General features: G+C 73.5%; 24 protein-coding genes, 1 pseudogene and 1 riboswitch. Of the genes and pseudogenes, 12 read left to right on the forward strand and 13 right to left on the reverse strand.

Going from position 1 to position 25,833, the window contains the following annotated elements; translation table 11 throughout:
- Positions 1-8 precede the first annotated feature (8 nt).
- The gene (locus H4687_RS10960; RefSeq protein WP_046918961.1) at positions 9-494 is read right to left on the reverse strand and encodes an Asp23/Gls24 family envelope stress response protein; all 486 of its coding nucleotides are present in this window, start codon (positions 492-494) and stop codon (positions 9-11) included.
- An 86-nt stretch (positions 495-580) separates the two neighbouring features.
- Here H4687_RS10960 and H4687_RS10965 point away from each other — a divergent pair, with 86 nt between their 5' ends.
- On the forward strand, positions 581-1,306 hold the full coding sequence (locus H4687_RS10965) for a hypothetical protein (protein ID WP_050398309.1): 726 nt from the start codon (positions 581-583) through the stop codon (positions 1,304-1,306).
- 58 nt (positions 1,307-1,364) lie between these two features.
- Here the strand turns inward: H4687_RS10965 and H4687_RS10970 are convergent, their stop codons facing one another.
- The 3 genes from H4687_RS10970 to abc-f all read right to left on the reverse strand — a co-directional run bounded on the left by H4687_RS10970 (position 1,365) and on the right by abc-f (position 4,498).
- The gene (locus H4687_RS10970; RefSeq protein WP_046919319.1) at positions 1,365-2,156 is read right to left on the reverse strand and encodes an enoyl-CoA hydratase/isomerase family protein; all 792 of its coding nucleotides are present in this window, start codon (positions 2,154-2,156) and stop codon (positions 1,365-1,367) included.
- 160 nt (positions 2,157-2,316) lie between these two features.
- Complete coding sequence (locus H4687_RS10975) at positions 2,317-2,538, reverse strand: helix-turn-helix domain-containing protein (protein ID WP_006123601.1); 222 nt, start codon at positions 2,536-2,538, stop codon at positions 2,317-2,319.
- Between the two features lie 361 nt (positions 2,539-2,899).
- Positions 2,900-4,498, reverse strand: coding sequence for a ribosomal protection-like ABC-F family protein (abc-f, locus tag H4687_RS10980; protein WP_046919318.1), 1,599 nt, complete (start codon positions 4,496-4,498; stop codon positions 2,900-2,902).
- Between the two features lie 227 nt (positions 4,499-4,725).
- On the opposite strand from abc-f, the gene H4687_RS10985 reads away from it, so the two are divergent.
- Complete coding sequence (locus H4687_RS10985; RefSeq protein WP_046919317.1) at positions 4,726-5,154, forward strand: VOC family protein; 429 nt, start codon at positions 4,726-4,728, stop codon at positions 5,152-5,154.
- Between the two features lie 24 nt (positions 5,155-5,178).
- Here H4687_RS10985 and H4687_RS10990 read toward each other — a convergent pair whose 3' ends face one another.
- The 3 genes from H4687_RS10990 to H4687_RS11000 form a co-directional block, all read right to left on the reverse strand.
- Positions 5,179-6,576, reverse strand: coding sequence for a hypothetical protein (locus H4687_RS10990; RefSeq protein ID WP_179860157.1), 1,398 nt, complete (start codon positions 6,574-6,576; stop codon positions 5,179-5,181).
- Between the two features lie 188 nt (positions 6,577-6,764).
- The gene (locus tag H4687_RS10995; RefSeq protein WP_050398310.1) at positions 6,765-7,892 is read right to left on the reverse strand and encodes an alpha/beta hydrolase; all 1,128 of its coding nucleotides are present in this window, start codon (positions 7,890-7,892) and stop codon (positions 6,765-6,767) included.
- Between the two features lie 151 nt (positions 7,893-8,043).
- The gene (locus H4687_RS11000; protein WP_046916222.1) at positions 8,044-8,784 is read right to left on the reverse strand and encodes a class II aldolase/adducin family protein; all 741 of its coding nucleotides are present in this window, start codon (positions 8,782-8,784) and stop codon (positions 8,044-8,046) included.
- Positions 8,785-9,058: 274 nt separating this feature from the next.
- Here H4687_RS11000 and H4687_RS11005 point away from each other — a divergent pair, with 274 nt between their 5' ends.
- Together H4687_RS11005 and H4687_RS11010 are read left to right on the forward strand one after the other, a co-directional pair.
- Positions 9,059-10,309 (forward strand): inorganic phosphate transporter, encoded by a 1,251-nt coding sequence (locus tag H4687_RS11005; RefSeq protein ID WP_046916223.1) that lies wholly within the window; start codon positions 9,059-9,061, stop codon positions 10,307-10,309.
- A gap of 31 nt (positions 10,310-10,340) precedes the next feature.
- Positions 10,341-10,562 carry a hypothetical protein gene (locus H4687_RS11010; RefSeq protein WP_005477691.1) on the forward strand — a complete coding sequence of 74 codons (222 nt, stop codon included), beginning with the start codon at positions 10,341-10,343 and terminating at the stop codon, positions 10,560-10,562.
- Between the two features lie 111 nt (positions 10,563-10,673).
- Here H4687_RS11010 and H4687_RS11015 read toward each other — a convergent pair whose 3' ends face one another.
- Entirely contained in the window at positions 10,674-10,919 is a 246-nt protein-coding gene (locus H4687_RS11015; RefSeq protein ID WP_046916224.1) for a hypothetical protein, read from the reverse strand.
- Between the two features lie 334 nt (positions 10,920-11,253).
- Positions 11,254-11,407: riboswitch (cobalamin riboswitch) on the forward strand.
- Positions 11,408-11,514: 107 nt separating this feature from the next.
- Between H4687_RS11015 and H4687_RS11020 the strand changes: the two genes are divergently transcribed.
- From H4687_RS11020 to H4687_RS11040, 5 genes are all read left to right on the forward strand, one after another.
- Complete coding sequence (locus H4687_RS11020; RefSeq protein WP_050398311.1) at positions 11,515-12,486, forward strand: cobalamin biosynthesis protein; 972 nt, start codon at positions 11,515-11,517, stop codon at positions 12,484-12,486.
- Positions 12,483-14,009 (forward strand): cobyric acid synthase, encoded by a 1,527-nt coding sequence (locus tag H4687_RS11025; RefSeq protein ID WP_046919529.1) that lies wholly within the window; start codon positions 12,483-12,485, stop codon positions 14,007-14,009. The genes H4687_RS11020 and H4687_RS11025 overlap by 4 nt, the downstream gene beginning before the upstream one ends.
- A gap of 79 nt (positions 14,010-14,088) precedes the next feature.
- Positions 14,089-16,182, forward strand: coding sequence for a putative cobaltochelatase (locus H4687_RS11030; RefSeq protein ID WP_046919530.1), 2,094 nt, complete (start codon positions 14,089-14,091; stop codon positions 16,180-16,182).
- Positions 16,183-16,782, forward strand: coding sequence for a cob(I)yrinic acid a,c-diamide adenosyltransferase (cobO, locus tag H4687_RS11035; protein WP_046919531.1), 600 nt, complete (start codon positions 16,183-16,185; stop codon positions 16,780-16,782).
- 4 nt (positions 16,783-16,786) lie between these two features.
- Entirely contained in the window at positions 16,787-18,160 is a 1,374-nt protein-coding gene (locus tag H4687_RS11040) for a cobyrinate a,c-diamide synthase (protein ID WP_046919532.1), read from the forward strand.
- 44 nt (positions 18,161-18,204) lie between these two features.
- On the opposite strand, the gene H4687_RS11045 is transcribed toward H4687_RS11040, so the two are convergent.
- Positions 18,205-18,933: a ZIP family metal transporter gene (locus H4687_RS11045; protein ID WP_046919533.1), complete on the reverse strand. Its 729-nt coding sequence runs from the start codon at positions 18,931-18,933 to the stop codon at positions 18,205-18,207.
- 169 nt (positions 18,934-19,102) lie between these two features.
- Here H4687_RS11045 and H4687_RS46315 point away from each other — a divergent pair.
- The 3 genes and pseudogenes from H4687_RS46315 to cobC form a co-directional block, all read left to right on the forward strand.
- Positions 19,103-19,524, forward strand: a pseudogene (locus H4687_RS46315) (cobalamin biosynthesis protein); the annotation flags it as partial.
- A gap of 221 nt (positions 19,525-19,745) precedes the next feature.
- Positions 19,746-20,684: a sirohydrochlorin chelatase gene (locus tag H4687_RS11055; RefSeq protein ID WP_046919075.1), complete on the forward strand. Its 939-nt coding sequence runs from the start codon at positions 19,746-19,748 to the stop codon at positions 20,682-20,684.
- Positions 20,674-21,771 (forward strand): Rv2231c family pyridoxal phosphate-dependent protein CobC, encoded by a 1,098-nt coding sequence (gene cobC, locus H4687_RS11060; protein ID WP_046919068.1) that lies wholly within the window; start codon positions 20,674-20,676, stop codon positions 21,769-21,771. Before H4687_RS11055 ends, cobC begins: the two co-directional genes overlap by 11 nt.
- Before the next feature lie 370 nt (positions 21,772-22,141).
- Here the strand turns inward: cobC and H4687_RS11065 are convergent, their stop codons facing one another.
- From H4687_RS11065 to H4687_RS11080, 4 genes are all read right to left on the reverse strand, one after another.
- Positions 22,142-23,233, reverse strand: coding sequence for an amidohydrolase family protein (locus H4687_RS11065; RefSeq protein ID WP_046919069.1), 1,092 nt, complete (start codon positions 23,231-23,233; stop codon positions 22,142-22,144).
- A gap of 70 nt (positions 23,234-23,303) precedes the next feature.
- Positions 23,304-24,116 carry an amino acid ABC transporter ATP-binding protein gene (locus tag H4687_RS11070; protein ID WP_046919070.1) on the reverse strand — a complete coding sequence of 271 codons (813 nt, stop codon included), beginning with the start codon at positions 24,114-24,116 and terminating at the stop codon, positions 23,304-23,306.
- Positions 24,113-24,952, reverse strand: coding sequence for an amino acid ABC transporter permease (locus H4687_RS11075; RefSeq protein ID WP_046919071.1), 840 nt, complete (start codon positions 24,950-24,952; stop codon positions 24,113-24,115). Before H4687_RS11075 ends, H4687_RS11070 begins: the two co-directional genes overlap by 4 nt.
- Complete coding sequence (locus tag H4687_RS11080) at positions 24,949-25,803, reverse strand: transporter substrate-binding domain-containing protein (RefSeq protein WP_046919072.1); 855 nt, start codon at positions 25,801-25,803, stop codon at positions 24,949-24,951. Before H4687_RS11080 ends, H4687_RS11075 begins: the two co-directional genes overlap by 4 nt.
- Positions 25,804-25,833 lie beyond the last annotated feature (30 nt).

The raw sequence follows: 25,833 nt of genomic DNA on the forward strand, positions 1-25,833 counted from the left end.
GGCCCCGCTCACTGCAGGCGGGACTCGGGCTCCTCGTCCTCCTCGTCCGGCAGCTTCACGTCGCTGACCGCGATGTTGACCTCGACGACCTCCAGCCCGGTCATCCGCTCGACGGCCGCGACGACGTTCTCGCGCACATCGCGGGCCACATCACCGATGGACACCCCGTAGTCGACGACGATCTCCAGGTCCAGCGCGGTCTGCACCTCGCCGACCTCGACCTTCACACCCCGGGTCACGGACTTGGCCCCGCCGGGCACCCGGTCCCGCACGGCCCCGAAGGTCCGTGACAGTCCGCTGCCCATGGCATGGACGCCCACGACCTCCCGCGCGGCGAGTCCGGCGATCTTCTCCACGACGCCGTCGGCGATGGTCGTACGCCCCCGGCCCGCGGGATCCCCGCCACCGCGCCGGGTGGTCCTCCGCCCGACCTGTGGCGGCTCCTTGGTGGTGTCGGGCCCTTCCGTCCGGTTCCGCTCCGTCATGTCAGTCATGCCGTACGTCCCTTCCGGTCGTCCCCCTCAACCCACAGTAAGCGCGGTTGCGGCGCCGCGCGCCGGGGATAGGGCAGGCTGGAGGAATGACGGCGGACAGGTGGACGAAGGCGGTACGCCGGCACCTCGGGACGGGCCGCGTGCTCCCCCTGGGCGGCCCGCAGGACGGCGCGTGGATCACGGAGCGGGCCGTGGAATCGGTGCTGCGCGGCGCGGCCGCGGCGCTGCGGGGGCTGAGTCTCGGCCCGCTGCGCGTCTCGTCGGCCGACGTCGACGGGAGCGAGGCGGCCGTGCCCCCGCCGCCGAGCGCGCTCCCCTGCGGACCGCTGCGCGTCACAGCCGACTTCGCGGCCCTGGCGGGCCCGGCCGCCGAGCCCTTCCCCGCGACGGCGGCCCGTCTGCGGACCGTCCTCACCACCACCGCCCGGGAACGCATCGGCCTGCGGGTGGCAGAGGTGGATCTACGGCTGACCCATCTGCTGGAGGACGACGAGCAGGCGGTCCCCCCGCTCTCCGCGCCCCCGTCGGCGACCCCCGCTCCGCCCACCGGCGACGACGAGCAGGCGCGCGCCGCCGCCGCGGGGCTCGCGGTCCCCGGCGTCGGCCGCCTCACCACCGTCCTCGGCGCTCCCGGCACGACGGGGCCCGCCCTCCCCCGCCGCCATGTCCTCGTGGAACTGGTGGTGACGGAGGAACGGCGGGCCCTGGACGTGGCACGCGAGGTACGGGTGGCGGTGGGCGAGGCAATGCCGGACCACCCGACGGTGGCGGTGCTCGTCACCGCGGTGACAGGCGGGGCCGCCCTGGCCTGACCGCCGTGGATCGCGGCGCCGACTCGGTGCACACGTCGCCCCGGCTGCCGGGTGCCTGCTACTGAGCGATCCCCGCGAGGTCCCGCAGGCGCCGTGCCTGGGCCGCCCGCTCCGCCGCGCGCTGCTGGTCGTAGTCCCGGCCCACCGCTCCTCGCAGCAGCGCCTTCGTCTCGACCACCGCGTCGCGCGGCGCGGACACCAGCGCGGCGGCCAGGTCCCGCACCGCGTCGGCGAGCTGGTCGCCGGGGACCGCGAGGTTCGCGAGCCCGATGCGCTGCGCCTCCTCCGCCGTGACGAAGCGTCCGGTGAGACAGATCTCCAGTGCGCGGGCGTACCCGACGAGGCCGACCAGCGGATGCGTCCCCGTGAGGTCGGGCACGAGCCCGAGGCTGGTTTCGAGCATGGTGAACTGCACGTCGTCGGCGACGACGCGCAGATCACAGGCGAGGGCGAGCTGGAAGCCCGCACCGACGGCGTGTCCCTGCACGGCGGCGATGGACACGATGTCGTTGCGCCGCCACCAGGTGAACGCCTCCTGGAACTCGGCGATCATCGAGTCGAGCCCGGCGTCGTCACGACGCGCGAGATCGACGAAGGAGGGCTCCCCTTGAATGCCTTCGGGCGTGAACATCTGCCGGTCGAGGCCGGCGGAGAACGATTTGCCCTCGGCCCGCAGCACGACCACACGGACGGAGCCCGGCACCGACCGTCCGGCCTCGGTGAGCGCCCGCCACAGAGCGGGGCTCTGCGCGTTGCGCTTGGCCGGATTGGTCAGCGTCACCGTGGCGATGGCGTCGTCAACGGTGAGCCGTACGCCGTCCTGGTCGAGCAGCGGTTCGAGCGAAGCCATGGGGCGCCTCCGATGAGTGCGGTCAGCAGAGCGATGAAACATCGCTAAGTGACTGCACAGTAACCACCCGGTCGGTCTGCGGTCCCCCCAGGTCCCTCTAGGGCCCTGGGGGACGACCGACCGGGTGGCCACCATCGAAGCCGATGGGCCGCCCGGCGCGTCAGGCCGAGGCGGCTTTCTTGCCCCGCGTCGCGCCGCCACGCCCTCGGAGCGTGACACCCGATTCGCTGAGCATCCGGTGTACGAAGCCATACGAGCGACCGGTTTCCTCGGCCAGCGCCCGAATGCTCGCACCGGAGTCGTACTTCTTCTTCAGGTCTGCCGCGAGCTTGTCGCGCGCGGCGCCGGTTACCCGGCTGCCCTTCTTCAGAGTCTCGGCCACCCGGTCCTCCTCATGGGAAGTGCGCTCTGGTCTCCTCATGATCACCCCTCCGGGGCGTGATGGCCACCCATTCGGCAAGGTCCGTGGGACAAGGTTGTGACGACAGGAGTGCGTACTCACGAGCGGAACCTGTGATTCCGCCCAGCGTTGTCCGTACACCCGAACGGGTTGTTCTGCGAAGTACCAGGTCAGAGACGCACGATGGCCGAGCCCTTCGCACGGAAGGACTCGGCCGTGAAATCGATGTAGGACACACCTCGGTACGAGGAGATCTCACACAGATGATGGATCACGGATGGGCCGAATGATCCAGAGGCAGTTGATCAACCCGAGTGGTCGGCCCATTCGCTCCGCCGCTCGCTCAGGCGAGCGCGACCAGATCCGCGTAGTCCGCGCCCCACAGGTCCTCGACGCCGTCCGGCAGCAGGATGATCCGCTCCGGCTGGAGCGCCTCGACCGCGCCCTCGTCGTGGGTGACGAGGACGACCGCGCCCTTGTAGGTGCGCAGCGCGCCGAGGATCTCCTCGCGGCTGGCGGGGTCGAGGTTGTTCGTCGGCTCGTCGAGGAGCAGGACGTTCGCGGACGACACCACCAGGGTCGCGAGCGCGAGACGGGTCTTCTCGCCGCCGGAGAGGACCCCGGCCGGCTTGTCGACGTCGTCGCCGGAGAACAGGAACGAGCCGAGCGTCTTGCGGATCTCGACCAGGTCCAGGTCCGGGGAGGCGGAGCGCATGTTCTCCAGGACCGTGCGCTCCGGGTCGAGGGTCTCGTGCTCCTGCGCGTAGTAGCCGAGCTTGAGGCCGTGGCCCTCGATCACCTCGCCGGTGTCGGGCTTCTCCACACCGCCGAGCAGGCGCAGGAGGGTGGTCTTGCCGGCGCCGTTGAGGCCGAGGATGACGACCCGGGAGCCCTTGTCGATGGCCAGGTCGACGTCGGTGAAGATCTCCAGCGAGCCGTACGACTTCGACAGGCCCTCGGCCATGAGGGGGGTCTTGCCGCAGGGCGCGGGCTCGGGGAAGCGCAGCTTGGCGACCTTGTCGGAGACCCGGACCGCGTCGAGGCCGGCGAGCAGCCGGTCGGCGCGCTTGGCCATGTTCTGCGCGGCGACGGTCTTGGTGGCCTTGGCGCGCATCTTGTCGGCCTGCGAGTGCAGCGCGGCGGCCTTCTTCTCGGCGTTCTGCCGCTCCCGCTTGCGGCGCTTCTCGTCGGCCTCGCGCTGCTGCTGGTACAGCTTCCAGCCCATGTTGTAGACGTCGATCTCGGCGCGGTTGGCGTCCAGGTAGAACACCTTGTTGACGACCGTCTCGACCAGGTCGACGTCGTGGGAGATCACGATGAAGCCGCCGCGGTAGGTCTTCAGGTAGTCCCGCAGCCAGACGATCGAGTCGGCGTCGAGGTGGTTGGTCGGCTCGTCGAGGAGCAGGGTGTCGGCGTCGGAGAAGAGGATCCGGGCCAGCTCGATACGGCGGCGCTGACCGCCGGAGAGGGTGTGCAGCGGCTGGCCGAGCACCCGGTCGGGCAGGTTCAGCGCGGCGGCGATGGTGGCGGCCTCGGCCTCGGCGGAGTACCCGCCCTTGGTGAGGAACTCCGTCTCCTGGCGCTCGTACTGCTTCAGCGCCTTCTCCCGGGTGGCGCCCTGACCGTTGGCGATCCGCTGCTCGTTGTCGCGCATCTTGCGGATCAGTACGTCGAGGCCGCGCGCGGAGAGGATGCGATCGCGGGCGAGGACGTCGAGGTCGCCGGTGCGGGGGTCCTGCGGGAGGTAGCCGACCTCGCCGGAGCGGGTGATGGTGCCGCCGGCCGGCATGCCCTCGCCGGCCAGGCACTTGGTGAGGGTGGTCTTGCCGGCGCCGTTGCGGCCGACCAGGCCGATGCGGTCACCCTTGGCGATGCGGAAGGTGGCGGACTCGATGAGGACGCGGGCACCGGCGCGCAGCTCGACGGCGGAGGCGGAGATCACGGACAGACTCCAGGGCGGATCGGGGGTGGCGGGTGGGCGGCTGAGGACGTTCCCGCCGTCTAATGCGCGAGGAGAATGGCCATGGGCCGATTCTAACTGGGGGCGGCAAGCGGTTTATCGCCCGTATGACAAGGGATCACGTGGTCTCGGTCACCGGCGTACCGGGGCGTTGTCGGTGGTGGGTGCGAAACTGAGCCGCAGGGCGTGTTCCGGACGACGGAGAGGTCGTGATCGGTATGACGGGCAGGAGCGACGGACGTCCGAGCGTCTATCCGACGCTGCTGTACGCGGACGCCAAGGCCGCCATCAGACAGCTCACGGAGGCGTTGGGCTTCACCGAGCTGTCGGTCTACGAGGGCGAGGACGGTGTGGTGCAGCACGCCGAGCTGACGCAGGGCAACGGCGCGGTGATGGTCGGCTCCAAGGGCAGCGGCAGCGTCTTCGACGGCGCGATGAAGGGCGCGGGGCCCGCCGGGGTGTACATCGTCGTGTCCGCCGACGAGCTGGACGCCCACCACCGGCGGGCCGTGGAGCACGGCGTGGAGATCCTGACGCCCCCGACGGACCAGGAGTACGGCTCACGGGACTACATGGCCCGGGACGCCGAGGGCAATGTCTGGAGCTTCGGCACCTACGCCCCCGAGACGGGCGGCTGACGGGCCGCCGCCTCACCCGCCCGGTCAGCTGCCCCCGGTGTGCACCTGGAAGGCGGCGCGGCGGACGGCCTTGGCGAGGGCCGGGTCGGGGTGGGCGGCGGCGAGGGCGACCAGGACCTGGACGGTGCGGGGGTGGCCGACCGCGCGGACCTCGGCCAGCAGCGCGGGGACCGTCGGCTGCACCGCGGACTCCAGATGCCGCACGAGCAGCGGGGCCTCGCCGTGGTCGGCGACGGCGGCGGCGGTGTCCACCCAGAGCCAGGTGGACTCCTCACGGGTGAGGACCTCGTGGGCGTCCTCGGGGTCGGCGCCGTCGTGCTCGGCGAGCCAGAGCAGGGCGTAGGGGCGCAGCGGGGTCTCGTCGGCGACCGTGCGGACGTCGGGCTCGGCGGGGGCGCCGACGACGCGCAGGGCCTCGAAGGCGAGGCCCCGGATGAGGGCGTCCTCGCCGCGCGCGGCGGCGATCAGCTCGGTGACGGCGCCGCCGACGGGGCGGGCGGCGAGCCAGGCGCGGTACTCGGCGCGGGCCGCGTTCGGACGGAGCTGCGCGCAGCCTCTGAGCATGTCCTCGGCGGAGACCTCGATGTTCCCGGCGGGGCTCTGCGCGGCGACGCAGATCTGCTCCAGCTTGACCCAGACCGCCCAGCTGCCGAGCGGGGTGAGGGTGGCCTGGGCGTCGCCGTAGGTGAGGGCGCCGACGGAGGCGAGGGCGCGCAGGGACCAGTCGAGGAGCGGTGCGAGGGGGGTGTCCTCGGCGGCGGGCTCGGGGTTCGGCTCCGGCTGCGGGCCGTAGGGGACCTCGCAGCGCTCGGTGCGCAGTTCGGTGACCCGCTGCTCCAGGAGGTCGAGGAGTTGTTCGACGGGGACGGGCCCGGCGGAGAGCTGGAGGAAGGAGAGCACCTGGGGCATGGCCGAGACGACCTCGGCGACCGCCGCGGGCTCGCGGTCCTCGGGCTCGGGGTAGGCGATGGACCAGGCGTCGAAGAACGCGACCCAGCCGCGCAGGACGGCGCTGTCGTCGCGGTGCCAGGCACGCAGCCGCCAGCCGGGGCGCGCGCTGTCGCCGTGCACCTCGATGAGGCCGGCCAGTCGTGCCGTGTCCCAGTCGTGGCGGACCTGATCCGGGGTCAGGCCCAGTTCGACGGCGGCCCGTTCGGCGGTCGCGGCGGAGAGGGTGCCCTTGCCGTCGGGGTTCGCGCCCTCACGGCCGGGGCGCAGGACGGCATCGGCCCAGTGGGCGACCCGGGCCGCGTCCGCCAGAACGGCGCGGGCCATACGGGCGAGTTCCACGGGCGGCGGGGTGCCCTCCGGGGGCCGGGGGGCCGGTCGGCGGCGCTGGGTCACTGCTGCTCGGGGAGCGGCGGCCAGGGTTCGCGGGCCGACGAGGCGGAGCCTGGAGTCGCGCGGGTTACGGGACGTCACGGGGGCAGTCTTCCGGTTGACGGTCCGAAAACCCAAACGGAATGTCACAGCGGGCGACAGGGGTGGCCAACGCACGGGGTCCCCAGGGGTCGGTACCGACGAGGATCGCGTCGCCACCGCACTAAGCGGAATGTGGCGTACCTCTCGCCGCGGACGGGTTTCGCGGGGCCCTCGACGAGCCCCGGCCGTTACACCAGGGGGGTGAGGAAGCGGCGGAGCGTTTCCTCGTAGGCCTTCGGGTCGGCGTTCCACATGGCGCCGTGCGGGGCGTGGCGGACCGTGCGCAGGGTGACCCGGTCGGGGCGGAGGGCGGCGAGGCGCCGGGAGGGGCCCCAGGGGGCGACGGTGTCGTCGGGACCGTGGAGGAGCAGCGTCGGGGCCCGGAGACCGGAGGGGGCGGGCTCGTGGTCGGCGGGGACGGCCCGCAGTCCGGTGCGCCCCTGGGCGGCGCGGACCGCGAGGGGCAGCAGGGGGCCGGGGGTGCGGCGGGCGGTGGCGAGGGCCCGCAGGGTGGCGGCCCAGTCGAGGACCGGTGAGTCCAGCACGAGTCCGGCGACGCGGTCGCGCAGGGCGGAGCGGGTGGCGGCGTGCAGGGCCATGGTGGCGCCGGTGGACCAGCCGAGCAGGACGACGCGCTCGGCGCCGTACCGCACGGCGTACCTGAGGGCGGCGTCCACGTCCCGCCACTCGGTCTCACCGAGGTGGTTCAGGCCGTCCGGGGAGCGGGGCGCGCCCGGGTCGCCCCGGTAGGCCGGGGCGAGGACCGGGAAGTGGTGGCGGTGCAGGGCCTCCATGAGGTTCAGGGCGTGCGCGCGGGTGGCACCGAGACCGTGCACGGCGATCACCCAGGTGTCCCGGGCGGCGGGCACGAACCAGGCGGGCAGGGTGCCGAGTTCGCCGGGGATCTCGACGTCGTCGTGGTCGAGGCCGAGCGCGGTGCGCGGGTCGCCGATGTGGAGGTCCGGGGTGAACCACACCTTGTCGCCGGGCTCCAGGGTGCCCTGGCTGACACGCTCCAGGCGGCGGACGACCGCGTCGGGGGCGTGCGGGGCGCCGTTCAGCACACCGCCGACGACCGCGTGGGAGCCGTTGCCGGTGAGGCCGTAGGTGCCGGGACGCTGGGAGGCGAAGGCCCGGGTCAGCGCGATGCGGCCGGCCGCGGTGGCGTGCACGGTCAGCCGGGGTTCCGTGGGCAGCGGTTCGCCCGGCGGCGCCTTCAGCGCGACGTCACTGGCCAGCCGGCCCGCGGCGACACTGGCCGCGCCGGCGGCGAACGCGACCCCGAGGGCCGAGGCTGCCGCTCTCACTCCACGCACGGCTCCAGTGTCCCGGCGGACCGTGCCGGGGGCCAGTGGGCGTGCGTCGGGGAGTGACCACGCGCGCGTCGCGGAGTGCGGGCGCCCGGCCGAGTGGCTGGTGTACGCATCCCGAGGGTGCCCCGCAGGCTCGCCGCCGTCGGTCCGGAAGCTAGCCCGGCTGGCCGTATCCCTTGAGGCGCTCGCCCGTCTCGTTCAGCTGTTCGCGGGTGAGCAGGTGCGGGGTGAGGTGCGGGACGGTGGAGGCCTTCAGCCAGACCTGGCACATCCATTCCAGCTGGGCCGTGCGGTCGTAGGCCTCGTCGAGGGTGCCGCCGTAGGTGACTGTGCCGTGGTTCTGGAGCAGGCAGGCCGTGCGGCCCGTCAGGGCTCGGAGCATGTTCTCGGCCAGCTCCGGGGTGCCGTAGGTCGCGTAGGGGGCGACCCGGACGGGTCCGCCGAGGGCGGCGGACATGTAGTGGATCAGCGGCAGCTCGTCCACGAGGGTGGAGACGGCCGTCGCGTGCACGGCGTGAGTGTGGACGACGGCACGGGCGTCGGTGGTGGTGTGGATCGCCAGGTGCATGGGGAGTTCGCTGGTCGGGCGGAGCGTGCCGAGGACCTGCCGGCCGGAGAGGTCGACGCCCGTGACGTCGTCCGGGGTCAGGCGGTCGTACGGCACTCCCGTCGGTGTGACCAGGACGGTGTCCCCCACGCGCACGGAGACGTTGCCGGAGGTGCCGACGACCAGACCGTCGGCCACGGTCCGCCGGGCGGTGGCGACGAGTCCGTCCCACGCGCGCGCCACCTCGTGGGGCACACCGCGCCGCCCCCCGCCCCGCGCATCCCGCGGATGCCCGCCCACCTCGTCCACGCCTCGCTCGTCCGGGACGTCGCGCCGCTGCTCAGCCATGCCGCGATCCTGCCAGGCACCTCGCCCCCGGCGGAGGGACGGGCGACCGGATGCGGGGCGGCCGGACGCGGGGCGAAGGGCGGCCGGACCACGGCATTCCGCCTGCGTTCGAACGTCGGGCAGCCGTCCCGTCGGACCGCACCCCGCCGCACGCGCACAAGCGGAAGGGTGGCACCTCATTCACTACACCCACGCGCCCGCCCCAGTTCACCTTCCGTTCATCCAGGTTGCCTACGGTCCTCATGCCACTGACGTCCGAAAGAAGCTCAGGTAAATGGAAAACTTCTCGCTGATCCTCGCGATCGTGGTCGTCACCGCGCTTGCGTTCGATTTTACGAACGGTTTCCACGACACCGCCAACGCGATGGCCACCACCATCTCGACAGGCGCCATGAAGCCCAAGGTCGCGGTGGCCATGTCCGCCGTGCTCAACCTTGTCGGCGCGTTCCTTTCCATCGAGGTCGCCAACACCATCTCCAAGGGGCTCGTCGACGAGTCCGGCATACAGCCAGAGGTCATATTCGCGGCGCTCGTCGGCGCCATCCTCTGGAACCTGTTGACCTGGCTGGTCGGACTCCCCTCCAGCTCCTCGCACGCCCTGATGGGCGGCCTCATCGGCGCCACCATCGCCTCGGTCGGCACGGGCGCGGTGCACGGGGACGTGCTCGTCACCAAGGTGCTGATCCCGGCCGTCGCCGCCCCGCTGGTCGCCGGCCTCGCGGCGATGCTCGCCACCCGGCTGACGTACAAGCTCGGCGCGCACACCAACGAGAAGGCCTCCGGCAAGGGGTACCGCGCCGGCCAGATCGCCTCCGCCGGCCTGGTCTCGCTGGCCCACGGCACGAACGACGCCCAGAAGACGATGGGCATCATCACGCTGGCCCTGGTGGCCGGCGGCACCCTGGCGCCCGACTCGGACCCGCCGGTGTGGGTCATCGTCTCCGCCGGTACGGCCATCGCGCTCGGCACCTACCTGGGCGGCTGGCGCATCATCCGCACCATGGGCAAGGGCCTGACCGACCTCCAGCCGCAGCAGGGCTTCGCCGCCCAGACCAGCGCGGCCACGGTCATCCTCGCCTCCTCGCACCTGGGCTTCTCGCTCTCCACCACGCACTCGGTCTCCGGTGCGGTGATGGGCGCGGGCCTCGGCCGCAAGGGCGGGGTGGTCCGCTGGTCCACCGCGACCCGGATGTTCGTCGCCTGGGGCCTGACCCTGCCGGCCGCCGCGCTGGTCGCCGCGCTGGCCGAGTGGGTGACGTCCTTCGGCACCTGGGGCACGGCCGTCGTCGCGGTCTTCCTCGTCGCCTCCAGCGCCGCGATCTGGCTGGTCTCCCGCCGCGAGGTGGTCGACCACACCAACGTGAACGACACCGAGGAGCCGCCCGGGGTGGTGACGCCGGCGATCGCCGCCGTGACCCCGCCGCCGGTCGGCACCGTGGCCGAGGACCTCACGGCGACCATCCCGGCCCCCGTCGCCGAGACCACGGCACCGGCGAGCACGTCCGCGCCGACGCCCGCCGTCTGAGCCCCACGACTCCCTGAGGAAGATCACCACCATGCACATCGACTGGGCAGCTCTCGGCTCCGTCTTCGGAGTCAGCCTCGTGGTCACCGTGGCCCTCGTCGGCCTGTTCACCCTCGGCATCGTCGGCCTCTCCAAGCGGGAGGAGGCGTCGACCCGGGGCGACTCGGTGGCGGCGGCGACCACGGGTGCGTACGTGTGCTTCGCGCTGTGCGCGGCGGCCGTGGCGTACGGAATCTCCCTGATCATGACCTGAGACCGGACATGATCATGACCTGAGACCGGACCTCCCGGCCTCTCGACAGCTCGACCAGCGACCCCCGACGACGTACGGCGCCCCGGGGGTCGCGCGCGTCCCGGGCCGGCGTCAGCGACGCTCCGGCCCGCGGGGCCGGGGCGCGACCGGAGCGCGGTCCAGGACCCGGAGCCGCCCGGTGCCCGGGGTGAGACCCGACCACAGGCCCGCGCCGGCGGCGACGAGAACCGTCACCAGTGTCCAGACCGGACCGCGCACCTCACCCGCCGGGACGACGAGCGCCGCCAGCGCGCCCGCGCCGACGGCCAGCACCCCCATGACCGAACAGAAGAGCGCCCAGGGCGCGGCCGCCGTCACCCACGCTCCGCGCGCGCTCCCGTACCTCGTGCCCGACGAGACCGTCCTGCTCCGCCGATCGCCCACGTGTGCACCTCCCGTCCCCCGGACGGCCCGTCGCGAGCCGCCCGTTCCGGGTCCACAGGTCCAGCCAGAAAAGCACACCACGCCGCGTGGCGGAAGATGTACACAGAGTTCCGGGCCGGGCTCGGACCATGCGCCGCCGTTCCTCGGGGTGTTCCCGGCCGGGCCGTCGGGGAAGCGCGCGGAAGGAGCCGATTCGGGCGTCTGACGGGATTTCGGCGGTGTGGGGCTCAGCACACCGCTGCGCCGCAGGTCAACAGCAAGTTGACGGGTCTTCCGGGGGCGTGGTGGACTGCCGGGGCCATGTACGACGGCAGAAGAGGAAGCCGGTGCGAGTCCGGCGCGGTCCCGCCACTGTCACCGGGGGAACATCTCGAAGCGTCTCCCCGGGAGCCAGGAACTCTCGCCGTCGGTCTCGTCGAACCAGGGCGTGGACACCCTGAGTGAGGACCTATCGCCATGTGCGCCCTGTGCGGCTGCCCTTCGGGGCCCAGCGTCCGGACCCTGCCCGACCCCGTGATCGGCTGAACCGGTGCGTGCCGATCGCGTCTTCGCGTACGGCGCGGCCGCCGGGCTCCTCGGTGATCTGCTGTTCGGCGATCCGCGCCGGGGGCATCCGGTCGCGGCGTTCGGGCGGGCCGCCGGTGCGGTGGAGCGGGTGCTGTGGCGGGACCACCGGGGGTGGGGCGCGCTGCACACCGCGGTGTGCGCGGGCGGCGCCGTCGCGCTGGGGGCCGCCGCCTCGGCCGCCGTGCGGCCGTCGCGGATCGCGTCCCTCGGACTGACCGCCGCCGCCACCTGGGCCGTCGTCGGGGGGACCTCGCTCGGGCGGGAGGCGCGGACGATCGCGCGGTTCCTCGACGCGGGCGATGTCGAGGGCGCGCGGGGCCGGTTGCCCCATCTGTGCGGACGGGATCCGCAGGCGCTCGACCCGGACGGGATCGCGCGGGCGGTCGTGGAGTCCGTCGCCGAGAACACGTCCGACGCGGTGGTGGGGGCGCTCGTGTGGGGGGCCGTCGGCGGGGTGCCCGGGCTCGTGGGGTTCCGGGCCGTGAACACCTTGGACGCCATGGTCGGACACCGGTCGCGGCGCTACCGGCGCTACGGGTGGGCCTCCGCACGGCTGGACGACGTGGCGGGGTGGCCGGGGGCCCGGCTGACCGCCTTGCTGGCCACCGCCGCCGGCGGGGATCCCCGGGGGGCGGTGCGGGCCTGGCGGGCGGACGCGGGCAGGCATCCGAGTCCCAACGCGGGGCCCGTGGAGGCGTCGTTCGCGGGGGCGCTCGGAGTGCGGTTGGGGGGCACGTTGTCGTACGGGGGGCGGGTCGAGCACCGGCCCGTGCTCAATGGGGAGGGGCGGGCCGTCGGCGTCGGGGACATCGAACGGGCCGTCCGGCTGTCCCGCAGGGTGAGTTGGCTCGCCCTGGGGGTCAGCGCGGGTGCGGCGATGGTGCGGGGGCGGGTCGCGGGGCGGCCGGCACGGCGGGCGAGGAGTCAGGGATGAGTGGCGGGTTGCTGGTCGCCGGGACCACCTCCGATGCCGGGAAGAGCGTGGTGACCGCCGGGATCTGCCGGTGGCTCGTGCGGCAGGGGGTGAAGGTCGCGCCCTTCAAGGCGCAGAACATGTCGCTCAACTCCTTCGTGACGAAGGAGGGCGCCGAGATCGGGCGGGCGCAGGCCATGCAGGCCCAGGCCTGCCGGGTGGAGCCGACCGCGCTCATGAACCCCGTCCTGCTGAAGCCCGGTGGTGAGCGCAGCAGTCAGGTGGTGCTGCTCGGGAAGCCCGTGGGCGAGATGAGTGCGCGCGGGTACCACGGCGGGCGGCAACAGCGCCTGCTCGGGACCGTGTTGGACTGTCTCGCCGAGTTGCGGGGCACGTATGACGCGGTGATCTGTGAGGGGGCCGGCTCCCCCGCCGAGATCAATCTCCGGCGGACCGACATCGTCAACATGGGGATCGCCCGGAACGCCGGGCTCCCCGTGCTCGTCGTCGGCGACATCGACCGCGGTGGGGTCTTCGCGTCCTTCTTCGGGACCGTGGCGCTGCTCTCGCCCGAGGACCAGGCACTCGTCGCCGGGTTCCTCGTCAACAAGTTCCGGGGCGACGTCTCCCTGCTGGAGCCGGGGCTGGACATGCTGCACGGGCTCACCGGGCGGCGGACCTACGGCGTGCTGCCGTTCCGGCACGGGCTCGGGATCGACGAGGAGGACGGGCTGCGCGTCTCGCTGCGCGGGACGGTCCGCGAGTCGAACGTGGCACCGCCCGTCGGGGAGGACGTCCTGCGGGTCGCCGTGTGCGCGGTGCCGCTGATGTCCAACTTCACCGACGTGGACGCCCTCGCCGCCGAACCCGGAGTCGTCGTGCGGTTCGTGGACCGGGCCGAGGAACTGGCCGACGCGGACCTCGTCGTGGTGCCGGGGACCCGGGGAACGGTGCGGGCGCTGGAGTGGCTGCGGGAGCGGGGCCTGGCCGACGCCCTCACGCGGCGCGCCGCCGAGGGGCGGCCGGTGCTCGGCGTCTGCGGCGGGTTCCAGGTCCTCGGGGAGCACATCGAGGACGACGTCGAGAGCCGGCGGGGGCACGTCGACGGGCTCGGACTCCTCCCCGTCCGCGTACGGTTCGCCCCGGAGAAGACACTCACCCGCCCCGTCGGGGAGGGCCTCGGGGAGCGCGTCGAGGGGTACGAGATCCACCACGGGGTCGCCGACGTACTGGGCGGGGAGCCCTTCCTCGACGGGTGCCGGGTCGGACAGGTCTGGGGCACGCACTGGCACGGTTCGCTGGAGTCGGACGGGTTCCGGCGGGCCTTCCTGCGGGAGGTGGCGGCGGCCTCCGGGCGCCGTTTCGTACCGGCCGCCGACACCTCCTTCGCCGCGCTGCGCGAGGAGCAGCTGGACCGGCTCGGCGACCTGATCGAGGAACACGCGGACACGGACGCGCTGTGGCGGCTCATCGAGTCGGGCGCGCCGAAGGGTCTGCCGTTCGTGCCGCCGGGGGCTCCCGGAACGCCGGGAGCGTCCGGATGACGGGCACGGGCTCGCTGTGGAACGACCGGCCGCGGGTCAACCGCCCGCGGCCGGAGGGTGACTTGGAGGGCGACGCAAAGTGAGTGTTCCGTTTCCGTTCACGGCCGTCGTCGGCCAGGACGACCTGCGCCTGGCGCTGCTGCTGAACGCGGTGTCGCCGGCGGTCGGCGGTGTGCTGGTACGCGGCGAGAAGGGCACCGCCAAGAGCACCGCCGTGCGGGCGCTCGCGGCGCTGCTGCCGGAGGTGGAGGTCGTCGCCGGGTGCCGGTTCTCGTGCGACCCCGCGAAACCGGACCCCGCGTGCCCGGACGGGCCGCACGAACCGGCGTTCGAGACGCGGCCGGCGCGCATGGTCGAGCTGCCCGTCGGCGCCTCCGAGGACCGGCTCGTCGGCGCCCTCGACATCGAGCGGGCGCTGTCGGAGGGCGTGAAGGCCTTCGAGCCGGGCCTCCTCGCCGACGCGCACCGGGGCATCCTGTACGTCGACGAGGTCAACCTGCTCCACGACCACCTCGTCGACCTGCTGCTCGACGCCGCCGCGATGGGCGCCTCGTACGTGGAGCGCGAGGGCGTCTCCGTACGGCATGCCGCGCGGTTCCTGCTGGTCGGGACGATGAACCCCGAGGAGGGCGAGCTGCGGCCGCAGTTGCTCGACAGGTTCGGGCTGACCGTGGAGGTCGCGGCCTCGCGGGAGCCGGACCAGCGGGTGGAGGTCGTCCGGCGGCGGCTCGCCTACGACGACGACCCGGCGGCCTTCACGGCCCGTTGGGCGGACCAGGAGGCCGACGTACGGCAACGGGTGGTCGCCGCGCGGGAGTTGCTGCCGTCCGTGGTGCTGGGCGACGGGGTGCTGCGCCAGATCGCGGCGACCTGTGCGGCCTTCGAGGTGGACGGGATGCGGGCCGACATTGTCATGGCCCGCACGGCGACCGCGCTGGCCGCGTGGGCCGGGCGGACCGAGGTGCTCGCGGAGGACGTGCGGCAGGCGGCGCTGCTGGCGCTGCCGCACCGGCGACGGCGGAACCCCTTCGACGCGCCGGGGCTCGACGAGGACAAGCTCGACGAGACCCTGGAGGAGTTCGCGGAGCCCCCGCGGGACCCGCAGGACCCGCAGGACCCGCAGGACCCGGAGGATCCGCACAACCCTCGGGACGAGGATCCCGATCCCGACGGGCCCGGTGGCGGCGGGCAGCCGCCCTCCTCCGAGCCCGACGGGCCGCAGGGCGGCGACGGCGCAGCGCGACCCGAGCACGGGGAGGGCGTGCCGGCTCAGGCGCCGGCCGCCGGGGAGCAGTCGGCCGTACGGGCCGCCGAGCCCTTTCGGACGAAGGTGCTGAGCGTGCCGGGGCTCGGGGAGGGTGCCGCCGGGCGGCGTTCGCGGGCGCGGACCGAGCACGGGCGCACCACCGGGGCGCGCCGGCCGCGCGGCACGCTGACCAAGCTGCATCTGGCGGCGACCGTGCGGGCGGCGGCCCCGCATCAGCGGACGCGGGGCCGGTCCGGGCCGGGGCTGGTGGTCCGCCGGGACGATCTGCGGCAGGCGACCCGGGAGGGGCGTGAGGGCAATCTCGTGCTGTTCGTGGTCGACGCCTCCGGGTCGATGGCGGCGCGGCAGCGGATGAGCGCCGTGAAGGGCGCGGTGCTGTCGCTGCTCCTCGACGCCTATCAGCGGCGGGACAAGGTGGGGCTGGTGACCTTCCGGGGGTCGGCGGCCGAGGTGGCGCTGCCGCCGACCTCGTCCGTGGACGCGGCGGCGACCCGGCTGGAGTCGCTGCCGACGGGCGGGCGGACGCCGCTCGCCGCCGGGCTGCTGAAGGCGCACGACGTCCTGCGGGTGGAACGGCTGCGGGACCCCGCGCGCCGCCCGCTGGTCGTGGTGGTCACCGACGGCCGGGCGACCGGCGGCCCGGAGCCCGTCGCGCTCGCGGAGCGGGCGGCACGGCTGTTCGCGGCCGAGGGGACCGCGTCCGTGGTCGTCGACTGCGAGTCGGGCCATGTCCGGCTCGGGCTCGCCGGCCGGCTCGCGGGTGAACTGGGCGGTACGGCGGTGACGTTGGACGAGTTGCGGGCGGACTCGATCGCCGGGCTGGTACGGGATGTGCGGGGCACGCAGAAACCGCAGGGAACACAGCGAACGCAGGGAACGCAGAAAGCTCCGAGGAGGGCCGCGTAGATGCCGCAGGGACAGCCGAGTGTCGTACCGGACGACGGACTGACGACACGTCAGCGCCGGAACCGTCCGCTGGTGTTCGTGCACACGGGCATAGGCAAGGGCAAGTCCACCGCCGCGTTCGGGCTCGCGCTGCGCGCCTGGAACCAGGGGTGGCCGATCGGGGTGTTCCAGTTCGTCAAGTCGGCGAAGTGGAAGGTCGGCGAGGAGAACGCGCTGCGGGTGCTCGGGGCGTCCGGTGAGGGCGGGTCCGTGGACTGGCACAAGATGGGCGAGGGCTGGTCCTGGGTGCAGCGGGATGGGCAGATGGACAACGAGGACAAGGCCCGCGAGGGCTGGGAGCAGGTCAAGCGGGACCTGGCGGCCGAGACGTACAAGCTCTACGTGCTGGACGAGTTCGCGTACCCGCTGCACTGGGGGTGGATCGACACCGACGAGGTGATCGAGGTGCTGCGCGACCGGCCCGGGACCCAGCATGTCGTCATCACCGGGCGGAACGCGCCGGACAAGCTCCTCGACTTCGCGGACCTGGTGACCGACATGTCGAAGGTCAAGCACCCCATGGACGCGGGCCAGAAGGGCCAGCGGGGCATCGAGTGGTGACGTCGTGACCTCCTCGCCCTCCGCTCCCCCGCCCTCCGTGCCCCGGCTGGTGATCGCCGCGCCCTCCTCGCGCAGCGGCAAGACCACCGTGGCCACGGGGCTGATGGCCGCGCTCACCGAGCGCGGGCTCGCCGTGTCCCCGCACAAGGTGGGGCCGGACTACATCGACCCCGGCTACCACGCGCTCGCGAGCGGGCGGGTGGGCCGGAACCTCGACGCGTACCTGTGCGGACCTGACCTGGTCGCGCCGCTGTTCGCGCACGGGGCGCGCGGGTGCGACATCGCCGTCGTCGAGGGTGTGATGGGGATGTACGACGGGGCCTCGGGGCAGGGGGAGCTGGCGTCCACCGCGCATGTGGCGAAGCTGCTGCGGGCGCCCGTGGTGCTGGTCGTGGACGCCTCCTCGCAGTCGCGGTCGGTGGCGGCGCTGGTGCACGGGTTCGCCTCCTGGGACCCCGAGGTGCGGATGGGGGGCGTGATCCTCAACAAGGTCGCCTCCGACCGGCACGAGGAGTTGCTGCGGGACGCCCTGGAGTCGACCGGTGTGCCCGTCCTGGGGGTCCTGCGGCGGGCTCCTCAGGTGGACACGCCGTCCCGGCATCTGGGGCTGGTGCCGGTCGCCGAGCGGCAGGCCGCGGCGGTGGAGGCGGTCGCGGCGATGGCCGCGCAGGTACGGGCGGGGTGCGATCTGCAGGCGCTGGTCGCGCTCGCCCGGAGCGCGGGGCCGTTGTCCGGTCCCGCGTGGGAGCCGCCCGTCGTCGATCCCGTGGGCGGACGGCAGGTGGTCGCGGTGGCCGGCGGGCCCGCGTTCACGTTCTCCTATGCCGAGCACGCCGAACTGCTGACCGCCGCCGGTGCCGAGGTCGTCGTCTTCGATCCGCTGCGCGACGAGCAACTCCCCGAAGGGACGCGGGGGTTGGTGATCGGGGGCGGGTTCCCCGAGATGTACGCCGCCGAGTTGTCCGCCAACGAGCCGCTGCGCAAGGCGGTCGCCGAGCTGGCCTTCGGCGGGGCTCCGGTGGCCGCCGAGTGTGCCGGGCTGCTCTATCTGTGCCGGGAGCTGGACGGGCGGCCCATGTGCGCGGTGCTCGACGCGACAGCCCGGATGGACGAGCGGCTGACGCTCGGCTACCGGGACGCCGTGGCCGTCGGCGACAGTGTGCTCGCGCCCGCCGGGACCCGGATGCGGGCCCACGAGTTCCACCGGACGGTCGTCGAACCGGGGGCCGGACCCGCGCCGGCCTGGGGGGTACGGACTCCCGGGCCGCGGGTCGAGGGGTTCGTCCGGCGAGGGGTGCACGCGAGCTATCTGCATACGCACTGGGCGGCCGAACCCGGCGTCGCCAGACGGTTCGTGGAGAGATGCCGGACGTCATGAGCCGTCGACCGGCCGGCGCCGCGCACGGCTTCGCGTCCTGCCTCTCACTCCGCCACGCCCACCACCAGCCAGATGAAGGCCGCGCCCGCGATCGTGCAGAGCAGGGTCGAGCGGGCCGGGTGCGCGTGGTGGGCCTCGGGCAGGATCTCGGCGGCGGCGAGGTAGAGCAGGGCGCCGCCGAAGAAGCCGAGGTAGCAGCCGAGGGGGCCCTCCGGGATCGTGAACAGCACAGTGGAGGCGGCTCCCACCACCGGGGCCGCCGCGTCGGCGTACAGCATCGCGAGCGCCCGGCGGCGGGCGTTGCCGTACAGGCTCGTGAGTGTGTAGGTGTTGAAGCCGTCCGCGAAGTCGTGGGCGATCACCGCGAGCGCGACCGCGACGCCCATGCCCTCGCCGATCTGGAAGGCCGCGCCGATCGCGACGCCGTCCATGGCGCTGTGCCCGACCATCGCGGCCGCGGCCGTCAGACCCACCTGGGGCGTACGGCCGTTGTGCTCCCCCGCCCCGTGCGCGGCCTGGCGGACGGCCAGCAGGCGCTCCACGAGGTGGGCCAGGAGGAATCCGGCGACGAACAGCAGCAGCGCGGCCGGTACGCCGAAGACCTCGTCACCGGCGGCCTCCAGTGCCTCGGGGAGCAGGTCGAGGCCGACCACGCCCAGCATCAGGCCGCCGGCCAGGCCCAGCACCAGGTGACGGCGGTCCGTCACCCGTTGTGCCGTCCAGCCGCCGACCAGCGTCATCACGAACGCGCCGAGTGCCACGAAGACCGCCATGCGTCCTTGCTACCGGATGAGCGGGGTCTCCTGGCCGCGGCGCCCCGAACGAGTGAGGAGCGGGGCGGGCGGGTCGCGGGACCGGGCGGGCCGAGGCCGGTGGGGTCCGGGCGGTGGGGCCGTCTCGTGTTCCCCGAGGGGCGCGGCCGTGGCTGACCGTGCGCGTGGCTCCGTCGTCGTGGGGGTGGGCGCCTCCAGGGGCGTACCGGTCGCGGAGGTCGTCGGGCTGATCGAAGGGGCCCTGCGGGAGGCCGGTCTTCCGTCCGGAGCGGTCGCCGCGCTCGCCACCGTGGACACCAAGGCGGACGAACCCGGCGTCGTCCAGGCCGCCGTACGTCTCGGTGTTCCCCTGGTGACCTACTCGGCGCGGGAGTTGGCCGCGGTGCCGGTACCCCACCCCTCCGACGTGCCCCTCTCCGCCGTGGGCACCCCGTCCGTCGCGGAGGCCGCGGCGCTCGTGGGCGGGGGCGAACTCCTCGTGCCCAAGCGGAAGTCGGCTCCGGCAAACGGGCGGCCGGCGGGGGTGACGTGTGCCGTCGCGTCGGCCGGTGCGGTGCGGGGCGCCTCGCCGCCGGACACCTCGCCGCCGGACGGGACGGGCGCTCCGGTGGACCCTGGTCGCGCAGGTCCCGCCGCCGGTCGGCATGATGATCATCGTGACGGCCGCCGTGACCGGGGCCCGAAGGGGTACGACGACGGTGACCGCCGCCGCCCCGGCCCCCACACCTGACCCACCGCTCGACCCGCACCCCGCACCCGTCCGCCGCTTCCGCTTCCGCATCCGCATCCGCATCCGCATCCGAGGAGACATCGTGACCACCCCGCCGCCCGCCCTGCTCATCGCCGGTCATGGCACCCGGGACGATGCCGGGGCCGAGGCGTCGCGCGGCTTACTGCGTGAGCTGATGCGCCGTCACCCGGGGCTGCCCGTCGGGGACGGCCTCGTCGAGCCGTCCGGGTCGTCACTGGGCGGAGCCGTGGCCGAGCTGGTGGAGCGGGGGGTACGGCGGTTCGTCGTGGTCCCGCTGACGTCGGAGCCCACCGGGCGGGCCGGGAGGGACCTGACGGTGGCGCAGGCCCTCGCCCAGGAGCGGCACCCGGGGATCGGATTCACCTGCGGCCGGCCCCCGGGCCCGCACCCGACGCTGCTGAACCTCCTGGAGCGGCGCACCGAGGAGGCGCTGGGGTCGCCCACGCCCCGGATGCCGGGCGACCGGGCCGAGGTGACCGTGCTGCTCGTGGGGCACGGGTCCACCGACGCCGGGGCCAACGCCGAGGTGCACAGGGCGGCCCGGCTGCTGTGGGAGGGGCGCGGCTACGCGGGTGTGGAGACGGCGTTCGCGTCGCTGGCGGCGCCGGACGTGCCGAGCGGTCTCGACCGGTGCGTGAGGCTGGGCGCGCGGCGCGTCGTCGTGCTGCCGTACTTCCCGCTCGCCGGCGGACCGGCGGACCGGGTGCGGCAGCAGACCGAGGGCTGGGCTGCCGCCCGCCCGGAGATCGAGGTACGGTCGGCCGATGTCATCGGACCGGAGCCGGAGCTGCTCGACCTGGTCGTGAAGCGGTACCGGGAGGCGCTGGAGGGCGACCCGCACATGAACCGCGCATCCCGCGAACCGTCCGTCGGCGTCGCCCCGTCCGGCGCCGGGAGCATCACGGGGCTGCCTCGGCAGCCTCGCGTCCAGCCGGACGAGAACGGGCACCACGGCCACGATCATCACCACCGGGGACACGCGAACTCCCATGCACACTGAATCCGGCACCGAGAACGGCCACGCCCCCCGGCACGCGGGGCACGACCTCCGGCATCACGGCGACGCCGAGGTGCGCGACGACGGGGCGCGCCTCGTCGACCTCGCCGTGAACGTCCGGGCCGGCACCCCGCCCGACTGGCTGCGGGAGCGGATAGCCGGGTCGCTGACCGGGCTGGCCGCCTACCCCGACGGGCGGACGGCGCGGGAGGCGGTGGCGGCCCGGCACGGGCTGACGGCGGACCGGGTGCTGCTCACGGCGGGTGCCGCCGAGGCGTTCGTGCTGCTCGCCCGCGCCCTGAAGGTCCGTCGGCCCGTGGTCGTGCACCCGCAGTTCACGGAGCCCGAGGCCGCGCTGCGGGACGCCGGGCACGCGGTGGACCGGGTGCTGCTGCGGGCGTCGGACGGTTTCCGGCTGGACCCGGCGGCCGTGCCCGAGGACACGGATCTGGTCGTCATCGGCAATCCGACCAACCCGACGTCGGTGCTGCACCCGGCGGCGTCCGTCGCCCGACTGGCCCGGCCGGGACGGACCCTGGTGGTCGACGAGGCGTTCATGGACGCGGTGCCCGGGGAGCGTGAGGCGCTGGCGGGGCGGACGGACGTGCCCGGCCTCGTCGTCCTGCGCAGCCTCACCAAGACCTGGGGCCTGGCCGGCCTGCGGATCGGGTACGTCCTCGCCGCCCCCGGGACGATCGCCGAGCTGGAGCGGGCGCAGCCCCTGTGGCCGGTGTCGACGCCCGCCCTCGCGGCGGCCGAGGCGTGCGTGTCGGACCGGGCGCTCGCGGAGGCCGCCGACGCGGCCCGCCGGATCACCGCCGACCGGGACCATCTGGTCGCCGGACTGCGGGAGTTCGCCCCCGACGGGCTGGCCGTGGCCGAGCCCGCGGAGGGCCCGTTCGTGCTGATGCGGCTGCCCCGCGCGACCGCCGTACGACGGCATCTGCGCAGCCTCGGCTACGCCGTCCGGCGGGGCGACACCTTCCCGGGGCTGGACGAGGAGTGGCTGCGCCTGGCGGTCCGCGACCGGGTCACGGTCAACGGTTTCCTCCAGGCGCTGGACCGGGCGATGACGCTGGCGGACCGCTGAGCGAAAGGGGCCCGACGGTTCGCGGGCGGACCGTCGAGGGCCTTCCTCCGGGCCGAGGAACCCGCCGCGCGGAGCCTGCGGCCGGATCAGCGGGTCACTTCGGTTCCTGCCCCTGAGGCGCCCGTCGATCGCGCTGGTCAGGCCGTCCGCGCGGCGGGCCGGCGCCCAGCGCGGCCCCGACTCCCCCGCGGGCGGCCCCCCGTCCTCGGCCACGGCCCAGCCCCCTTCCCGTACGGGTACGCCGGCCGGGGCGTCGACCCGGTGCGCCCTGATCCGAGCACCCCCGCGGCGACCATGTCGTCCCCCGCGAACACGGTGGGGCGGCCGGTGGTGGCGTCGAGCCCGGGTACGGCCGGTGGGGGCACCGCTCCTAGCCGACCACCCGTCCGTTGAGGACCACCCTCGACGGTGCCGCCAGAACGCGCACGTCCGTGCGGGGGTCCTCCGCGTAGACCACCAGGTCGGCGGGGGCGCCCTCGGTGAGGCCGGGGCGGGCCAGCCAGTCGCGGGCGGCCCAGGTGGTGGCCGCGAGGGCCTCGACGGGCGGGATCCCGGCGGTGACCAGTTCGGCGACCTCGGCGGCGACCAGGCCGTGGGCGAGGGAGCCGCCGGCGTCGGTGCCGACGTAGACGGGGATGCCGGCGTCGTAGGCGTCGCGGACCGTGTCGTAGCGGCGTTCGTGCAGTCGGCGCATGTGGGCGGACCAGCGCGGGAACTTGGCCTCGCCGCCGTCCGCCATGGCCGGGAACGTGGCGATGTTGACGAGGGTGGGGACGATGGCGACCCCGCGGGCGGCGAAGAGCGGGATCAGGTCCGCGGTCAGCCCCGTCGCGTGCTCGACGCAGTCGATGCCCGCCTCGACGAGGTCCCGCAGGGAGTCCTCCGCGAAGCAGTGGGCGGTGACCCGGGCGCCCAGCACGTGCGCCTCCGCGATGGCCGCCTCGACGGCCTCCCGGGGCCAGCACGCGGTCAGGTCGCCGACGCCCCGGTCGATCCAGTCCCCCACCAGCTTCACCCAGCCGTCGCCGCGCCGGGCCTCCTGGGCGACGTACGCGACGAGGTCCTCCGGCTCGATCTCGTGGGCGAAGTTCCGGATGTAGCGCCGGGTGCGGGCGATGTGACGGCCGGCCCGAATGATCTTCGGGAGGTCGTCGCGGTCGTCGATCCAGCGGGTGTCGGAGGGGGAACCCGCGTCGCGGATCAGCAGGGTGCCGGCCTCGCGGTCGGTCAGGGCCTGCTTCTCGGCGATGTCCTCGGGGACGGGCCCGTGCGCCCCGAGGCCCACATGGCAGTGCGCGTCGACCAGGCCGGGGAGCGTCCAGCCCTCGACGGTACGGACGTCCTGGGCGCCGCGTGGACGGTCGTAGGAGATGCGCCCGTCCACGACCCACAGTTCGTCGCGGACGTCCTGCGGACCGACGAGGATCCGCCCCTTCACGTGCAGCACCGCGTGATCGCTCATGCACCGCACGATAAGGCTCCCCCGGGGCGCCCTGTCGACCGCGGGTGCGTGAGCGCGGCCGCCGCGCGTCCTACGGGGCGCTGTCGTCCTCTTCTTCCACGTCCGCCATCGCCGGGTCCAGTAGCCGTGAGAGGAAGTGGCGGGTCCGCTCGTGGGTCGGGCTGCCGATGACCTGGGCCGGTGCGCCGTCCTCGACGACGACGCCGTCGTCCATGAAGACCACGCGGTCGGCGACCTCCTTGGCGAAGGTCATCTCGTGGGTCACGACCATCATCGTCATGCCCTCGTTCGCGAGCATCCGCATCACCGCCAGGACATCCCCCACCAACTCCGGGTCGAGCGCCGAGGTGGGCTCGTCGAAGAGCATCACCTCGGGGCCCATCGACAGCGAGCGGGCGATCGCGACCCGCTGCTGCTGGCCGCCGGAGAGGGAGGCCGGGTAGGCGTCCGCCTTCTCGGACAGGCCCACGCGCTCCAGGTTCTCGGCGGCCACCTTCGCCGCGTCGGCCTTGCCGCGCCCGAGCACCCTGCGCTGCGGCAGCGTGAGGTTCTCGGTCACCGTGAGGTGGGGGAAGAGGTTGAACTGCTGGAAGACCATGCCGATCCGGCGGCGTACCGCGTCGATGTCGACGTCGGGGTCGGTGAGTTCGGTGCCGCCGACGAAGACCTGGCCCTTCGTCGGCTCCTCCAGGAGGTTCACACAGCGCAGAAGGGTCGACTTGCCGGAGCCCGACGGGCCGATGACGCACACCACCTCGCCGCGCCCGATCTCCAGGTCGATGCCCTTCAGCACCTCGTTGGTGCCGAACGACTTGTGCAGGCCGCGTACTTCGATCTCCGCGCGCCCGCCGGGGGACGTCCCGCCCAGGGTCTTCTCGGTCATTTCACGGCCTCCTGGGCCTTGGCCTCCATACGGCGTACGACGAAGCCGAGCGGGATGGTCACCAGCAGGTAGCACAGGCCCGCGACCAGGATCGGCGTGGAGTTGGCGGTGGTGCTGGCCAGGTCGCGGCCGTACTTGGACAGTTCGCGCTCCTCCAGCGTGACGCCGAGGAACAGCACGAGCGAGGAGTCCTTGAACAGGAGCACCAGTTCGTTGGTGAGCGGCGGGAGGATGATCCGGAACGCCTGCGGGATGACGATCGAGACCATCGCGCGCGCGGGTGAGAAGCCCAGCGAACGGGCCGCCTCCAGCTGCCCCTTGGGAACCGCCTGGATGCCCGCGCGGATCGTCTCCGCCATGTACGCGGCGGCCACCAGCCCGAGGGCGAGGGCGACCTTGCCGTAGGTGCCGCCGGGGATCTCCGTGCCGGGGAAGGCCAGCGGGACGGCGACGCCGATGAAGATGAAGATCAGCAGGGCGGGCAGGCCCCGGAAGATCTCGATGTAGACACCGGCGAACCAGCGGTACGGGCCGACCGACGACAGCCGCATCAGCGCGATGACCATGCCGAGGACGAGCCCGAACACGAAGCCGGACAGCGTGTACAGCACGGTGTTCTTGAGCGCGAGCGTGATGACGTCGGGGAACATCTGCTCGGCGATGTCCCACTGGGCGAACTGGTTCTTCAGCCGGGCCCAGTCCGCGGACGCCGCGAAGGCGACGACCACGGCGACGAACACGACGTACTGCGCGCCCCGGGACAGGGCGCGCCTGCGACTGCGGCTCAGGCCCTTCCTCTTCGGCTGGAGCGGGGTGTCCGTGTCGGCCTGGCTCATGAGGCGGACGGGGAGGCGGAGGCGGCGCTCTCGTCGTACGGGCCGATCCACTGCTCGTACAGCTTCTTGTACGTGCCGTCGGACTTGGCCTTCGCCAGCGCCTCGTCGATGGCGGCGAGGAGCTTGGTGTTGCCCTTCTTCACCGTGAAGCCGTACTGCTCACCGGTGTTGATCTGGTCGGCGACCTCGAAGGCGTCGGCGTTCGCCTTGTCCTTGAGCCAGCCCTGGACGACCGGGTAGTCGATGATCACGGCGTCGACCTGCTTCGTGCGCAGGCCGTTGAGGACGGCGTCGGAGGACTCGAAGGAGACCGAATCGATGCCCTTGCTCTTGGCGTAGTCCTCGCCCGTGGTCTGCGCCTGGGTACCGACCTTCTTGCCCTTGAGGTCGGCGAAGGAGGCGATGCCGGCGGTCTTGTCGGCGAGGACGGCCTGGGTGGCCTCGAAGTACGGGTCGGAGAAGTCGACGTTCTTCTTGCGCTCTTCGGTGATCGTCATACCGGCGGCGGCGAGGTCGCACTGGCCGGCATTGAGGGATCCACCGGTCTTGAAGTTCTCGAAGGGCTGGTCGACGACTACCTGCTTCACACCGAGGTCCTCGGCGACGAGGTCGATCAGCGACACGTCGAAGCCCTGCACCTTGCCGTCGATCTCCGACTGGAAGGGCGGGTACGGCAGGTGCGTGCAGGTCGTGAGCTGACCGGCCTTCACCAGCTCGACCCCGCCGGCCGCGGTCTTGGTGCCGCCGCTGCCGCCGTCACCCTCCGAGCCACAGCCGGCCACGAGCAGCAGGCCGGCCGCGGCGGTGGTGGCGGCCAGGGTGCGGGTCCGGCGTCCGAGGACCGAGTTCACGGGGAGACCTCCTGTAAGGGAACTTGAGAC

This window comes from Streptomyces stelliscabiei (genome assembly GCF_014873495.1).
In the GTDB taxonomy this organism is placed as follows: Bacteria; Actinomycetota; Actinomycetes; order Streptomycetales; family Streptomycetaceae; genus Streptomyces; species Streptomyces bottropensis.

Bases quoted from the DNA above. Each gene is read 5' to 3' on its own strand.
- H4687_RS11025 (WP_046919529.1), top strand. From the start codon at position 12,483: ATGAGTGGCGGGTTGCTGGTCGCCGGGACCACCTCCGATGCCGGGAAG.
- cobO (WP_046919531.1), top strand. From the start codon at position 16,183: ATGCCGCAGGGACAGCCGAGTGTCGTACCGGACGACGGACTGACGACA.
- H4687_RS11045 (WP_046919533.1), bottom strand. From the start codon at position 18,933: ATGGCGGTCTTCGTGGCACTCGGCGCGTTCGTGATGACGCTGGTCGGC.
- cobC (WP_046919068.1), top strand. From the start codon at position 20,674: ATGCACACTGAATCCGGCACCGAGAACGGCCACGCCCCCCGGCACGCG.
- H4687_RS10970 (WP_046919319.1), bottom strand. From the start codon at position 2,156: ATGGCTTCGCTCGAACCGCTGCTCGACCAGGACGGCGTACGGCTCACC.
- H4687_RS10960 (WP_046918961.1), bottom strand. From the start codon at position 494: ATGACTGACATGACGGAGCGGAACCGGACGGAAGGGCCCGACACCACC.
- H4687_RS11000 (WP_046916222.1), bottom strand. From the start codon at position 8,784: ATGGCTGAGCAGCGGCGCGACGTCCCGGACGAGCGAGGCGTGGACGAG.
- H4687_RS11065 (WP_046919069.1), bottom strand. From the start codon at position 23,233: ATGAGCGATCACGCGGTGCTGCACGTGAAGGGGCGGATCCTCGTCGGT.
- H4687_RS11075 (WP_046919071.1), bottom strand. From the start codon at position 24,952: ATGAGCCAGGCCGACACGGACACCCCGCTCCAGCCGAAGAGGAAGGGC.
- H4687_RS11070 (WP_046919070.1), bottom strand. From the start codon at position 24,116: ATGACCGAGAAGACCCTGGGCGGGACGTCCCCCGGCGGGCGCGCGGAG.
- H4687_RS11005 (WP_046916223.1), top strand. From the start codon at position 9,059: ATGGAAAACTTCTCGCTGATCCTCGCGATCGTGGTCGTCACCGCGCTT.
- H4687_RS11010 (WP_005477691.1), top strand. From the start codon at position 10,341: ATGCACATCGACTGGGCAGCTCTCGGCTCCGTCTTCGGAGTCAGCCTC.
- H4687_RS10965 (WP_050398309.1), top strand. From the start codon at position 581: ATGACGGCGGACAGGTGGACGAAGGCGGTACGCCGGCACCTCGGGACG.